At 62.3% G+C, this 14,416-nt stretch carries 11 protein-coding genes; 4 read left to right on the top strand and 7 right to left on the bottom strand.

The features are described 5' to 3' along the window. Positions 1-39: 39 nt before the first annotated feature. Together C3Y91_RS23295 and C3Y91_RS23290 are read right to left on the bottom strand one after the other, a co-directional pair. Positions 40-675 carry a DUF1062 domain-containing protein gene (locus C3Y91_RS23295; protein ID WP_018072295.1) on the bottom strand — a complete coding sequence of 212 codons (636 nt, stop codon included), beginning with the start codon at positions 673-675 and terminating at the stop codon, positions 40-42. 411 nt (positions 676-1,086) lie between these two features. After that, positions 1,087-2,145 (bottom strand): flagellar biosynthetic protein FliO, encoded by a 1,059-nt coding sequence (locus C3Y91_RS23290; protein WP_174827109.1) that lies wholly within the window; start codon positions 2,143-2,145, stop codon positions 1,087-1,089. 305 nt (positions 2,146-2,450) lie between these two features. On the opposite strand from C3Y91_RS23290, the gene cckA reads away from it, so the two are divergent. Further along, positions 2,451-5,054 (top strand): cell cycle histidine kinase CckA, encoded by a 2,604-nt coding sequence (gene cckA, locus C3Y91_RS23285; protein WP_018072293.1) that lies wholly within the window; start codon positions 2,451-2,453, stop codon positions 5,052-5,054. A gap of 236 nt (positions 5,055-5,290) precedes the next feature. Here cckA and C3Y91_RS23280 read toward each other — a convergent pair whose 3' ends face one another. Beyond that, positions 5,291-6,217 carry a pseudouridine-5'-phosphate glycosidase gene (locus C3Y91_RS23280; RefSeq protein ID WP_026170914.1) on the bottom strand — a complete coding sequence of 309 codons (927 nt, stop codon included), beginning with the start codon at positions 6,215-6,217 and terminating at the stop codon, positions 5,291-5,293. A gap of 88 nt (positions 6,218-6,305) precedes the next feature. Then, a complete protein-coding gene (locus C3Y91_RS23275; protein ID WP_018483693.1) occupies positions 6,306-7,253 on the bottom strand; it encodes a carbohydrate kinase family protein in 948 nt (315 codons plus the stop codon). A gap of 229 nt (positions 7,254-7,482) precedes the next feature. Here C3Y91_RS23275 and recA point away from each other — a divergent pair, with 229 nt between their 5' ends. Together recA and alaS are read left to right on the top strand one after the other, a co-directional pair. Further along, positions 7,483-8,577: a recombinase RecA gene (gene recA, locus C3Y91_RS23270; protein ID WP_003540131.1), complete on the top strand. Its 1,095-nt coding sequence runs from the start codon at positions 7,483-7,485 to the stop codon at positions 8,575-8,577. Positions 8,578-8,731: 154 nt separating this feature from the next. Then, entirely contained in the window at positions 8,732-11,386 is a 2,655-nt protein-coding gene (gene alaS, locus C3Y91_RS23265) for an alanine--tRNA ligase (protein WP_130664676.1), read from the top strand. A gap of 95 nt (positions 11,387-11,481) precedes the next feature. On the opposite strand, the gene C3Y91_RS23260 is transcribed toward alaS, so the two are convergent. Beyond that, positions 11,482-12,114 carry a LysE family translocator gene (locus C3Y91_RS23260; protein ID WP_130655642.1) on the bottom strand — a complete coding sequence of 211 codons (633 nt, stop codon included), beginning with the start codon at positions 12,112-12,114 and terminating at the stop codon, positions 11,482-11,484. Between the two features lie 127 nt (positions 12,115-12,241). Between C3Y91_RS23260 and C3Y91_RS23255 the strand changes: the two genes are divergently transcribed. Next, positions 12,242-13,093: an AraC family transcriptional regulator gene (locus tag C3Y91_RS23255; RefSeq protein WP_168575836.1), complete on the top strand. Its 852-nt coding sequence runs from the start codon at positions 12,242-12,244 to the stop codon at positions 13,091-13,093. Positions 13,094-13,140: 47 nt separating this feature from the next. Here the strand turns inward: C3Y91_RS23255 and C3Y91_RS23250 are convergent, their stop codons facing one another. Together C3Y91_RS23250 and C3Y91_RS23245 are read right to left on the bottom strand one after the other, a co-directional pair. Then, positions 13,141-13,767: a glutathione S-transferase family protein gene (locus C3Y91_RS23250; RefSeq protein ID WP_130661679.1), complete on the bottom strand. Its 627-nt coding sequence runs from the start codon at positions 13,765-13,767 to the stop codon at positions 13,141-13,143. Between the two features lie 88 nt (positions 13,768-13,855). Beyond that, positions 13,856-14,302 carry a GNAT family N-acetyltransferase gene (locus C3Y91_RS23245; RefSeq protein WP_168575835.1) on the bottom strand — a complete coding sequence of 149 codons (447 nt, stop codon included), beginning with the start codon at positions 14,300-14,302 and terminating at the stop codon, positions 13,856-13,858. Positions 14,303-14,416: the final 114 nt, after the last annotated feature.

The raw sequence follows: 14,416 nt of genomic DNA, 5'->3' as shown, positions 1-14,416 counted from the left end.
CCCCGAGATTCGAGTCTTTGTGGCGGCGGGTTTTGACGACTACAGCGGATCTCCCGACGCCAGAGGCTTCCACGATTGCTCTCGGTCAGCTTCCATGGCGAGGTCAATCAACACCAAGGTGCCATTCCTGATCCGCCGCCGCATGACGTCTGCTCGATCAGGATCTGTCCGAACCATGCCTTCATCGTAAAGAGCCTGCAGCCGCGAGCGTGAAACTTTCAGCTCGGACGCCAGCAGGCGGTCAAGGCGTATGCTCGTTGGAAACGGGACCAACAGTTCGATTGTCAATCTCGTCCAATGTGCAGTTTCGCGCTGCATCTCCTTTGCGATTTCAAATTCGACAAATTCGTCCACACGCTGCGATCTGCGTCGGAGAGCATCGAGGTTGAAGGTTTCTGCCCTGATCCAATCCGGATCGTTGGACTGCAGCGCAGCAAGGACGGCAGGATCGATGTCGCGAACATTCCGGCGCTCGAGGATTGGCCGATTCCATGTCCTTTCACAGGTCAGGCATTTGTAGATAAGCCAAGCGTCAAGCTTGCGACCGTTGGCGTTGAGCCGGATCTTGCCGCTGGATTGGAAAGCTCTCAGGCCTCCGCATCCGCCGCATGCAATCCAAGGCTGGGGAGCTGTCTTGGGAATAATGGTCCATCGGACCCGAAGCGTATTGCACATACCGTCTTGGTCTTCCGTTCGGAAGTCCACCAAGATGGTGCTTGAGAAAACCCCTGCGGGCGCGGTGTGGCGATGTTGTGGGCGGCTGAAGAGCTGAGACAGCGGAGCTGCACATGGCACATTGTAACAATGCCAAACCGGTCTCTCGCCACCACCCGATGAACATGTTCATACGCCGTCAGCGTGTAGCTGCCCGGCAGTACGGGTGAAACTGGAGTGAGACCGGTATTTACTTAGGCAAAGTATGACCTCGATGCGCCAACGCTCTTCAACCGGAGCGATAACAAATTATCAGCACAAGATGGAGTCCCCTGGCGCATCGGGAACTGAAAGTCGCCGCATTGCGGCTTTTATGCAACTTGGTGATGAAGGAAGGTCGGACGTGCGTTTCCGCTCACTTGTCGCGCCCGATCACTTGTCGCGGTTGACGCTCATCTCGCCGAAGATGCGGGCGACTTCCTTTTGCAGATCGGTATCGGCGCCGGTGATCGGGGCCATTTCCGGATCGCGGCGCGGCAGGTTTCCGGGTTGCTGCGCTCCGGGCCGAGGCGCCTGGTTTGCCGGCGCCGGCACGATGCGTTCGGCCGTCAGATTGTTCGACATTTCCTGTTCCAGCACCCGCTGGAAATCAAGACGGCTCGCTGCTGCCGACTGCGCAGCCGAATCGTCTTCGGCGCTACCTGGTGCGGCGCGTGCGGCCGCCGGCATCTCCTGGACAGGCGGGGCGGAGACTTCGGGTTCGATGCGCTGCTGCGGCAGCACGCGCTGGCGGGCGGCATCGAGGATCTCGGCGGCACTTGAGGTATCGTGGAACGGTGCGGGCTGCGCGGCAGGGGGAACGACGGGACGCTCCAGCGGGCGCGGCTGGGGCGGTTGGGGCGGGACTGCGCGCAGAGGATTGTCCCGTTCGGCCGACAGCGGAGCAGTCACCGGCTCTGCTGGAAGAGGGCTCGTGACCACCGGGGGTGCCACGGCAGGCTGAGCTGGCGGTTGGGCCGGCGGTTCTGGGCGCGGGCGCGGCTCCGGCGAAACCGGCGCGGAGAAAGAGGGCTCGGCGGCCGGCTCACGGGCTGCGACCGGCGGGCGCGGTGGCGAGACCGGCGGCGTTTCAGGCCGCGCGACGGATATCGGACGCTGCTCGACGGGCTGCGGGTGGATGGCGCTGTCCGGCTGTTCGGCCGCCGCGGGCAGGATGCGGCTTTCGATGACGATATCGCTCGGGCCGCCGATCATGATCAGGTGCTCGACGTCGTCGCGGCGCACCAGCACCAGCCGGCGACGGGCATCGACGGCTGCGGCATCCAGCACCTGCAGGCGGGGCTGGCGGTTGCGGCCGCCGCGCACGAAGGGCGAGGGCGCCCGGCTGCGGATCACCCAGAGCACGATGATGAGCAGGAGAAGCGCCAGGCCGACGCCACCGGCTGCAAGCAGGAAACGGCTGCCATAAGCTCCGACAACATCATCCAACATAATCACTTACTCCATTTCGCATTCGGCACATATTGACGACTTTTCCGTTCCTTAGGCAAGGGCCGCTAGTGCTGTCCAGTCACGGGAGAACGCGATTTCGTGTTCCGCTGCTTGGCACCCGGCGACCTTGCGCGCGGGTGGCAGCGGTGGGCTTCTGGGGCAGATGGCGCTGTTGCCTGTGAATTCAAGCAGTCTTGCCGGCCAGCGGTGTTTTTGCCGACGCGGCAAATTGCTAAGAAGGAAAGAGTGCCTGATTCCTGCTTCGTGTTCGTGCTACGAAGCGGGAGGGCTTATGTGAGGAATATATGACGAAACCGCGTCAGGCCGACGACTATAACGCACCGCTTGTGGATCGTGGGGGGCGTTCTGGCACGGTCTTGCGCATTCTTCTGCTGGCGCTCGTGCTGATCGCGGCGGCGGGCGCCTTCGTCTTCTTCAAAAAGTCGCTCGACAACGAGGTCGTGCTTGGCGGTCTCGGCGTGCTTGCCATGGTCGGCATTTTCTTCCTGGTATCCTCGGTTATCGGCTTCATCGAGGTGATGCCGCAGCGCCAGTCCGACAGCCTGGCGCGCGCCTTCCTCAACAGCCATCCAGACGGTACGCTGATCACCGATGAAAAAGGCCGGATCATCTATGCCAATGCCGCCTATGGCGCGCTGACCGGCGCGCGCAAGGCGACCGAGGTGCAGACGCTGGAAACGCTGCTGTCGCGCCACCGCGAATCCAACGAGGCGCTCTACAGGCTGGTCAACGGCCTGCGCGAGGGCAAGGAAGGCCGGGAGGAATTTCGCCTGCTGCGCGCCGTCGGGCCTGGCAGCAACAGCTCCGGCGCGCATTGGTACCGGCTGAAGGCGCGGCTGCTGCAGCCGGAGGAGAACGGCGGCAAGCCACTGCAGATCTGGCAGATCACCGACATCACCACCGAGCGCGACGACCAGGAGCGCTTCTTCAAGGAATTGCAGAACGCAATCGATTATCTCGACCACGCGCCGGCCGGCTTCTTTTCCGCCGGCAGGAAGGGTGAGATCTTCTACCTGAATGCGACGCTTGCCGAATGGCTTGGCCTCGACCTCACCAAGTTCGTGCCGGGCTCGATGACGATCGGCGACGTCGTGGCGGGCGAGGGACTGGCGCTGATCCAGTCGGTGCAGGCCGAACCGGGTCTGAAGAAGACCGTGACGCTCGATCTCGACCTGCGCAAGAGCAACGGCCAGAGCCTGCCGGTGCAGATCATCCATAGCGTCACCTCGATGCGCGACGGCGCACCCGGCGAAAGCCGGACGATCGTATTGGCGCGTGAAAAGAGCGATGCCGGCGGCCAGTCCGCTTCGGCCGCCGCCATGCGCTTCACGCGCTTCTTCAACAATACGCCGATGGCGATCGCCTCGGTCGACGGCAACGGGCGAATCTTGCGGACCAATGCGCCGTTCCTGAAGATGTTTTCCGGCGTCGTTTCGCGCGACGATCTCGAAAAGGCGCCGCATCTCGAAACCATCGTGCAGGAGAGCGACCGGCCACAACTGGCCGCGGCGCTGGCGGCGGCCAAGGACCGGCAGGGCGACATCGCGCCCCTCGACACCCGCACGCCGACCGACGAGGCGCGCTATTTCCGCTTCTATGTCAATGCCGTTATCGACCAGAGCGACGAGGCGCCCGAGGAAGCGGCGATCGTCTATGCCGTCGAGGTGACCGAGCAGAAGGCACTGGAAGCGCAGATGGCGCAGACGCAGAAGATGAATGCTGTGGGCACGCTCGCCGGCGGCATCGCGCATGATTTCAACAACGTGCTGACGGCGATCCTGCTTTCCGCCGACCATCTGCTGCTGCAGGCGCGGCCGGCCGATGCCAGCTTTGCCGACCTGATAGAGATCAAGCGCAACGCCAACCGCGCCGCCGTGCTGGTGCGCCAGCTGCTCGCCTTCTCGCGCAAGCAGACGATGCGGCCCTCGGTGCTGAACCTCACCGATGTCGTCGGCGACCTGCGCATGCTGGTCGACCGGCTGCTTTCCGGCACCAATGTCAAGCTCGACGTGCAATATGGCCGCGACCTCTGGCCTGTCAAAACAGACCTTTCGCAATTCGAGCAGGTGCTGATCAATCTCTGCGTCAATGCGCGCGACGCAATGCCCGAAGGCGGCAAGCTGACATTGCGCACTCGCAATCTGACCGCCGCCGAGGTCTCGGCCTTCAACTATTCCTATATGCCGGCCGAGGACATGGTGCTTGTCGAAGTCGCCGATAATGGCACCGGTATCGCACCGGAGATCATGGACAAGATCTTCGAGCCGTTCTTCACCACCAAGGATGTCGGCAAGGGCACCGGTCTTGGCCTCGCCATGGTCTATGGCATCGTCAAACAGTCGGGCGGATATATCCAGCCGGAATCCGAAGTCGGCAAGGGCACGACCTTCCGCGTCTTCCTGCCGCGCCACATCCCGGAGCCGGCAGTGGCGGCAGAAGCGGGGTCGATCGACGGCGCCATCGCCGGGGCCGAAGTGGTGCCGCTGCCAGTTTCGCCGCAGCAGCCGGAAGACCTGACGGGATCGGCCGTCATCCTTCTCGTCGAAGACGAGGAGGCGGTACGCCGCGGCGGCAAGCGCATGCTGGAAACGCGCGGCTATACCGTGCATGAGGCGGGCTCGGGCGTCGAGGCGCTGAGCATCTTGGAAGAGCTCGACGGCAAGGTCGATATTGTCGTTTCCGACGTCGTCATGCCCGAAATGGACGGCCCGACGCTGCTGCGCGAACTGCGCAAGACCTATCCAGATATGAAATTCATCTTCGTCTCAGGTTATGCCGAAGATGCCTTTGCCCGCAATCTGCCGCCGGAGGCGAAATTCGGCTTCCTGCCGAAGCCTTTTTCGCTGAAGCAGCTCGCGGTCGTCGTCAAGGAGACGTTGGACGGGTGAGGGAGGTTTGACGGAGAGGTCGTGCCGTGTAGGCCCCCCCTCTGCCCTGCCGGGCATCTCCCCCACAGGTGGGGAGATCACAAGGGGCGAACGCTTCCCATCACATCAACGCTTCACCGAGTTGAAAGGGACATTTGTTCAGAAAGCCGGTGCTTCCAGCCGATCTCCCCACCCGTGGGGGAGATGCCCGGCAGGGCAGAGGGGGCTTGCTCGGCATAACCGGCAGCCCGTGGCTTTCATTCACCCAGCGCCACCGCGATTTCAGCGGCGAGCCGCGCGTTGTTTTCGACGAGCGCGATATTGGTCTTGAGGCTTTGGCCATCCGTCAGGTCGAAAATGGTCGACAGAAGATAGGGTGTGACCGCCTTGCCGGTGACTTCGTCGCGCTCGGCGCTGTCGAGCGCCCGCTCGATATAGATTTCCATCTCCTCGCGCGCGATCTCGTCGGCCTCGGGCACGGGGTTGGCGACGAGCATGCCGCCGTCGACGCCGAGCTGCTCGCGCACCGTCTGGAAATTGGCGATGGCGGCCGGACTGTTCAGCGACAGCGGGCTGCGAATGCCCGAGGAGCGCGACCAGAAGGCGGGGAATTCCTCGCTCTCATAGGTGACGACAGGCACGCCGCGGGTTTCCAGCACTTCCAGCGTCTTCGGAATGTCGAGGATCGCCTTGGCGCCGGCGCAGACGACGATGACGCCGGTGCGAGCGAGTTCCTCGAGATCGGCTGATATATCGAAGCTTTCCTCGGCGCCGCGATGCACGCCGCCGATGCCGCCTGTGGCAAAGACGCGGATGCCGGCGCGCGCCGCCGCAATCATCGTCGCCGCAACCGTGGTGGCGCCGGTGCGGCGCTCGGCGATGGCGAAGGCGAGATCGGCGCGCGACACCTTCATCACTTCGGTCGCCTTGGCGAGTTGCTCCAGCTCCGCGGCTTCAAGGCCGATATGCAGCGTGCCGTGAATGACGGCGATCGTTGCCGGCACCGCACCCTGTTCGCGAATGATCGCCTCGACGCTGCGGGCCATCTCGATATTGCCGGGATAGGGCATGCCGTGGGTGATGATCGTCGATTCCAGTGCCACCACCGGCGCGCCGCGCTGCTTGGCGCTGGCGACTTCCTTCGAATAGGCGATCGGCAGAAGAGGGGAGATGGGCTTGGTCATGGTCTTGTCCTGTGATCGACAGAGCATGATGTCGAAAAGTGCGAGCGGTTCTCGAACGACATCATGCTCAACTATTTAATTAGCCGCTTCAATGCAGAATTCTGACCTTGGGAACAAGGGCAAGCGCTTCATTCAGCAGATCGGGTGTCAGATTTTCGTTGACGGCATGCCGCGACTGCACCGTCAGCGTGGCAGCCGCGGTGCCGTGGCGAACGGCTTCTTCGAGCGGCAGGCCTGATATCAAGGCGGCGAGCGTGCCGGCCGCAAGTGAATCGCCGGCACCGGTGACATCGGCGACGGTCTCGGCGATCGGCGGCTGCAGCGTCACGGCGCGGCGACCCTCGCACAGCGCGACGAGCTCGCGCCGGCCGCGGGTGATGACGGCGTTCCTGATACCGATCTCGTTCAGCAAAGGCGGCCAGCCGGCGGCGTCTTCCGGCCGCTCACCGGCAAGGGCGGCCGCTTCAGCCTCATTCAGGAACAGATAGTCGATATCGCCGATGCACGGTTTCAGCCTGACGACCTTGGCAGGCGAGATGGCGATTGCCGCAACGGGCTTGCCTAGAGAATGCGCCTTTGCGACGATCGCCGCGATCGTCTCTTCCGGCAGGTTGGCGTCGAAGAGGATGAAATCATGGGCGGCGAAGGCCTCCCGCACCCAGCGGATGGAGAGACGTCGCGGCACGAAGAAGCGGTAAAGATCCATGTCTGCAAGGGCGATCACCAGATTGCCGTCCTTTTCGATGATCGCCGTGTAGCTCGGCGTCTTGCGGTCGAGGAAGACGAAGGGCCGGTCGTCGATGCCGGCGAAATCGGCAGCTTCTCCGACCGTCTCGCCCATCGGATCGCCGCCGCGCGGTGAGATCATCGTCACCTGAAAACCGAGTCTTGCCAGGTTGCGCGCCGCATTGAAGCCACCACCGCCCGGCTCCTCGAACCAGGTGCCGGGATTGCTGGCGCCGGGCGCCGTCTCGCCGGAGATGCGGCCGCGCCGGTCGATATGGGCGCCGCCGAGAACAAGAATCTTTTTCTTCATCCGATCCGCTCTCCCGATGCCCGAAGGACGAATCGATACGGTGCGCCTAGCGGCGGTTGAGTCGGCACTTTTGGCTTAAGCCGTTGCTTTTCATCGATAAAACAAATACAGAACACGTGCCGTTTTACCTTTTTCTTTCAACTGTTTGGTCGCCTATTGCGAGAATGGAACAAATAGGGTACAAACTCGACATTGCTTGAGCGGCTTCAATAACCTAAAGGTGGATCGGATGTCTCAGAATTCATTGCGGCTGGTAGAGGACAAATCGGTGGACAAAAGCAAGGCGCTTGAAGCGGCACTCTCACAGATAGAGCGGTCGTTCGGCAAGGGCTCGATCATGAAACTCGGCTCCAACGAGAATGTTGTCGAGATCGAGACGATCTCGACCGGCTCGCTTGGCCTCGATATTGCACTCGGCGTCGGTGGCCTGCCGAGGGGCCGCATCATCGAAATCTACGGGCCGGAAAGCTCCGGTAAGACGACGCTTGCACTGCAGACGATTGCCGAAGCGCAGAAGAAGGGTGGCATCTGCGCCTTCGTCGATGCCGAACATGCGCTCGATCCCGTCTATGCCCGCAAGCTTGGCGTCGACCTGCAGAACCTTCTGATCTCGCAGCCCGATACCGGCGAGCAGGCGCTCGAAATCACCGATACGCTGGTGCGCTCCGGCGCCGTCGACGTTCTGGTCGTCGACTCGGTCGCGGCACTGACGCCGCGCGCCGAAATCGAAGGCGAGATGGGCGACAGCCTTCCCGGCCTGCAGGCGCGACTGATGAGCCAGGCGCTTCGCAAGCTCACCGCTTCGATCTCGAAGTCGAACACCATGGTGATCTTCATCAACCAGATCCGCATGAAGATCGGCGTCATGTTCGGCTCGCCGGAAACGACGACGGGCGGCAATGCGCTGAAATTCTACGCCTCCGTGCGCCTCGACATCCGCCGCATCGGCGCGGTCAAGGAGCGCGAAGAGGTGATCGGCAACCAGACCCGCGTCAAGGTCGTCAAGAACAAGATGGCGCCGCCCTTCAAGCAAGTCGAGTTCGACATCATGTATGGCGAGGGTGTTTCCAAGACCGGCGAACTGGTCGATCTCGGCGTCAAGGCCGGCATCGTCGAAAAGTCGGGCGCCTGGTTCTCCTATAACAGCCAGCGCCTCGGCCAGGGCCGCGAAAACGCCAAGACCTTCCTGCGCGACAATCCGGATCTCGCCCGCGAGATCGAACTGTCGCTGCGCCAGAATGCCGGCCTGATCGCCGACCGCTTCCTGCAGAACGGCGGACCGGACCCCGATGACGGCGATGGCGATGCCACTGCGGAAATGTAATTTTCGCGCCTAAACTCATCGGACAGTTCCAACCGGCCGCATTCCTGATGAGAATGCGGCCGGTTTTGTTTGTCTGCTGGACAGTGGCGGGGGTGAACGTTAAAAGCCGATGAATTTAAATTTACCTGCCTCCGGCAGCATTGAAGGGCATAGCATGAGCGGTGTGAACGATATCCGGTCGACCTTCCTCGACTATTTCAAGAAGAACGGCCACGAGATCGTTCCGTCGAGCCCGCTCGTGCCGCGCAACGACCCGACGCTGATGTTCACCAATGCCGGCATGGTGCAGTTCAAGAACGTCTTTACCGGCCTCGAAAAGCGCCCCTATTCGACGGCGACGTCTTCGCAGAAATGCGTGCGAGCCGGCGGCAAGCACAACGACCTCGACAATGTCGGCTATACTGCACGCCACCTGACCTTCTTCGAGATGCTCGGCAACTTCTCCTTCGGCGACTATTTCAAGGAGAATGCGATCGAGCTTGCATGGAAGCTCGTCACCGAAGGCTTCGACCTTCCGAAAAACCGCCTGCTGGTGACCGTCTATTCCGAGGACGAGGAAGCTGCGACGCTGTGGAAGAAGATCGCCGGCTTTTCCGACGACAAGATCATCCGCATCCCGACCTCCGACAATTTCTGGCAGATGGGCGATACCGGCCCCTGCGGCCCGTGCTCGGAAATCTTCATCGACCAGGGTGAGAATGTTTGGGGCGGCCCTCCGGGCTCACCGGAGGAAGATGGCGACCGGTTCCTGGAATTCTGGAACCTCGTCTTCATGCAGTTCGAGCAGACCGAACCTGGCGTTCGCAACCCGCTGCCCCGCCCGTCGATCGATACCGGCATGGGGCTGGAGCGCATGGCCTGCATTCTGCAGGGCGTTCAGAGCGTGTTCGACACCGATCTCTTCCGCACGCTGATCGGCACCATCGAGGACACGATGGGCGTCAAGGCGGAAGGCAGCGCCAGCCACCGCGTCATCGCCGACCATCTGCGTTCCTCGGCCTTCCTGATCGCCGACGGCGTGCTTCCGTCGAATGAGGGCCGGGGTTATGTGCTGCGCCGCATCATGCGCCGCGCCATGCGCCATGCACAGCTGCTCGGCGCCAAGGAGCCGCTGGTCTACAAGCTGCTGCCGACGCTGGTGCAGCAGATGGGCCGGGCCTATCCGGAACTGGTGCGCGCCGAGGCGCTGATCTCGGAAACGCTGAAGCTGGAGGAAAACCGCTTCCGCAAGACGCTGGAGCGCGGCCTGTCGCTTCTGTCGGACGCGACGACGGATCTTTCCAAGGGCGACATGCTGGATGGTGAGACCGCCTTCAAGCTCTACGACACCTACGGCTTCCCGCTCGATCTGACGCAGGATGCACTGCGTGCCCGCGAGATCGGCGTCGACATTTCCGGCTTCACCGATGCGATGCAGCGCCAGAAGGCCGAAGCCCGCTCGCATTGGGCCGGTTCCGGCGAGAAGGCGACGGAAACCGTCTGGTTCGAGCTTAGGGAAAAACACGGTGCCACCGAATTCCTGGGTTACGACACCGAAACGGCTGAAGGCGTCGTGCAGGCGATCGTCAAAGAGGGCGCGGTTTCGACCGAGGCCAAGGCCGGCGACAAGGTGCAGCTCGTCGTCAGCCAGACGCCGTTCTACGGCGAATCCGGCGGCCAGATGGGCGATACCGGCGTGATCTCGTCCGACCACGGCAAGATCGAGATTTCAGATACGCAGAAGAGGGGCGAAGGCCTGTTCGTGCATCAGGGTACTGTCGTCGACGGCGTGTTCAAGGACGGCGATGCGGTCGTGCTGACGGTCGATCACGCCCGCCGTTCGCGGCTGCGCGCCAACCATTCTGCGACCCACCTGCTGCACGAGGCGCTGCGCGAAGTGCTCGGCACCCATGTTGCCCAGAAGGGTTCGCTGGTCGCGCCCGAGCGCCTGCGCTTCGACGTTTCGCATCCGAAGCCGATGTCGGCCGAGGAACTGAAGATCGTCGAGGATATGGCAAACGAGATCGTGCTGCAGAATTCGCCGGTTACAACGCGGCTGATGAGCGTCGACGATGCGATCGCCGAAGGCGCGATGGCGCTGTTCGGTGAGAAATATGGCGATGAAGTCCGGGTCGTGGCTATGGGAGAGGGTGTGCGTGGTGCCAAGGCCGGCAAGCCCTATTCGATCGAACTCTGCGGCGGCACGCATGTCGGGGCCACCGGCCAGATCGGGCTGATCCGCGTTCTCGGCGAAAGCGCCGTCGGCGCCGGCGTTCGCCGTATCGAGGCCGTCACCGGTGAATCGGCGCGCGAATATCTGGCCGAACAGGATGAACGCGTGAAGACGCTTGCCGCCTCGCTGAAGGTGCAGCCGGGCGAAGTGCTGTCGCGTGTTGAAGCGCTGATGGATGAGCGCCGCAAGCTTGAAAAGGAACTGGCTGACGCCAAGCGCAAGCTCGCCATGGGCGGCGGGCAGGGCGGTTCGGCCGATGCCGTGCGCGAAGTCGCCGGCGTCAAGTTCCTCGGCAAGGCGATTTCGGGCGTCGATCCCAAGGATTTGAAGGGACTTGCCGATGACGGCAAGACCAGCATCGGGTCCGGCGTCGTTGCCCTCGTCGGCGTGTCCGACGACGGCAAGGCAAGTGCTGTCGTGGCGGTGACACCGGATCTCGTGCAGCGCTACAGCGCCGTCGATCTCGTCCGCATCGCATCTGCCGCCCTCGGCGGCAAGGGCGGCGGCGGGCGCCCCGACATGGCGCAGGCCGGCGGCCCCGACGGCTCGAAGGCCGATGAAGCGATCGAGGCGGTTGCCGTGGCACTTGCCGGCTGAACTGCCGCCTGACAACAGTTTGAAAATTCAAACCGGCTGCGAGATCATGGATTTCGCAGCCGGTTTTGTTTTCAACGGCCGTGGTCGCTCGATGTTCAGCTTCGCGGCTGCAATGCAAGGCGGCAGGCGAGTCCGGTGAAGACCGTTGCCAGGATATATTGCGGCAACTTCGGGAAACGGCTCGCCGATTGGAGTCTCGAACGGATCGTGCTTCCGAGGAAAATCACGGCGCCATTCACGACGAGGCCGATGCCGTTCAGGATGCTTGCAAGTATCAGCATCTGCACCGTCAGCGATCCGGCTGACGCATTCACGAATTGCGGAAAGAGCGCCATGACGAAGAGCGCCATCTTCGGATTGAGCAGATTGGTGGCAAGGCCCGCAAAGAAGATACGCCGGCCCGACAACCGCTTCAGCGTCGATGCCGGCTGAAAGGCGGCGCCTTCCGAGCGGACCGTCTTGTAGGCGAGATAGAGAAGATAACAACAGCCGGCCCAGCGCACCGTCTCATAGGCGGCCGGGACGGTCATGAAGAGCTGCGACAGCCCAAAGGCTGCGGCAAGGGCGTGGCAATAGGTGCCGAGCGCGATGCCGGCATAGGTCAGGAAACCGGCAGCGCGTCCCTGGCTGATGCTGCGAGAGGCGATCAGCAGCATGTCGGGACCGGGCGTGGCGGTCAGCACCAGCGCTGCGGCGGCAAAGAGCATTAATGTTGAAAAATCCGGCATCTATCATTCCTTTTGAGTTCGAGCCGGAATTCCGGTCTACGCAGGATTCGCCGAAGGTTCAAGTCCGCAGGATTTGTCAAATCGGGTTATGGTTCTCTCAAGCCGATCGATTTGCACGAGGTTCGACATGAATGGCGAAACGGCATGGGCACTTTATGAAAACCGTCTGAGACGGGTTTCGGCCTATATTCACGACCACTTGGATGAGGAGCTGGATATGGAGCGCCTTGCCGAAATCGCCTGCATGTCGAGCTATCATTGGCACAGGATCTACCGGGCGATTTACGGCGAGACGCTGGCGGCCACCGTCAAGCGGCTCAGGCTGCATCACGCGGCGGGCGAGATCGTCGGCACGGAACTTGCCGTCAGTGAAATTGCGAAGCGATCAGGTTATCCCAATCTCCAATCCTTCAATCGTATCTTCAAGTCGGTCTACGGCATGCCGCCGGCCCGCTATCGGAGAGAGGGAAGCCACACAGCCTATGAGCCCTCACCCAACGGAAAGACCAAAGTCATGTTAGACGTTACCATACGTGAGGTCGCGCCGATCGAGCTGATCGGCGTTGCCCATACCGGTTCCTACATGCAGATCGACAAGGCCTTCGAGACGCTGTTCGGCACGCTTTACGCCCGCGGCCTCGCCAAGCCCGACATGCGGATGATCGGCGTCTATCTCGACGATCCCGATATCGTGCCGGAGGAAAAGCTGCGCTCGATCGCCTGCGTCACCGGCGCTGCCGACGTGCCGGCCGATGCGCCGTTCGAGCGGCGCAAGATCGAGGGCGGCGATTATGCGGTGCTGCGCCACAAGGGGCCCTATGCCAATATGCCGAAGTCTTATCAGTGGCTCTTTGCCGAATGGCTGCCGAAATCCGGCCGGCAGCTGAAGGACAGGGTCATGTTCGAGGAATATCTCAACAATCCGCGCGAGGTTCCGCCGACCGAGCTTCTGACGGACATTCACATGCCGCTTGTCTGACGGCTGATATTCCCGGCGCGCCGGTCTGGCCGCGCCGGGATTGGCGGTCAGGCGGCCTGCATCGTCTTGCCGGCCTCGTCGTCCAGCGCATTGGCGCGCTTGTAGGCTTCACGCTCGCTGATGCGGCCGAAATAGTCGACGAAGGCCTGGCGCTTTTCGATGCTGCCGAAACCAAGGCCCCAGCCGATATGGGAGCCGACATAAACGTCGGCGGCGGTGAAGCGCTCGCCGGTGACGTAGGTGGAGCCGGAGACCGCCATTTCGAGCGTGTTCATGACATCGCCGAAACCGCCGCAGCCGGCCATGCGCAGGCGGTCTTTCGGAATTTCGAAGCCGAGACCCTTCATCGTTACCGCCGATTCGAGAGGACCGGCGGCAAAGAACATCCAGCGGTAATAGCGGGCGCGCTCCTCCGGCCTCGGCGCCAGGGCCTTTTCGGGGAAGGTCTCAGCGAGATAGGCGCAGATCGCCGCGCATTCGGTGACGATGGTATCGCCGTGGCGGATTGCCGGCACCTTGCCCATCGGATTGACCGCGAGATATTCCGGCGCCTTCATGGTTTCGCCGAAGGTAAGGAGTTCGGTGCGATAGGGCTGGCCGATCTCCTCCAGCATCCAGCGCGCGATGCGGCCGCGCGACATGGGGTTCGTATAGAATACCAGTTCTTCAGTCATGAGATCCTCCTCGTGTTCCCGTTATTTTGCGGCCTTGCCGTTCCCCGGAATCAATAGTGCGGCGGGGCCTTTGTGCAACCCCAGGCCTTTAAAGCGCCTTGCGGTACTGGATGAAACCCGAGCGCTCGGCGATCCTGTCGTAGAGCCGCCGCGCCGTTGCATTGGTTTCGTGCGTCATCCAATAGAGCCTGCCTGCGCCGTTGGCGCGGGCGAGGTCGGCGACGGCCTCGATCAATGCGGCACCGGTGCCGAGCCCGCGCTGGCTGTTGTCGACATAGAGATCCTGCAGGTAGCAGGTCCATTGCGGCAGCCAGCAGGAGCGGTGAAAGATGGCATGCACGATGCCGACAAGATGGCCGTCTTCATCGAACGCGCCGAGCGCATGCATCGGTTCGTCAGGATCGTGGAAGCGAGCCCAGGTGAGATCGGTGATTTCGGGCGGGATGACCACTTCGTAGAAGCGCTGATAGGCCTCCCACAAGGGTTCCCAAGCGGCACGGTCCGAGGATTCGAGCGGTCGCAGGATGGCCGTCATCGGTTCATTCTCCCAAAATGAAAACGGCGGGGAAATCCCCGCCGCTTCGATGTTATCTCGGAAAGGCCGGCTTACGCCATGGCCTTCTGCAGGTTCTGGTCGATCTTGTCGAGG

It is taken from the genome of Rhizobium ruizarguesonis (genome assembly GCF_012349115.1).
Lineage (GTDB): Bacteria > Pseudomonadota > Alphaproteobacteria > Rhizobiales > Rhizobiaceae > Rhizobium > Rhizobium ruizarguesonis.
Note: the sequence above shows the minus strand (reverse complement) of the source record. Positions and strands in the feature narration are given on the sequence as shown.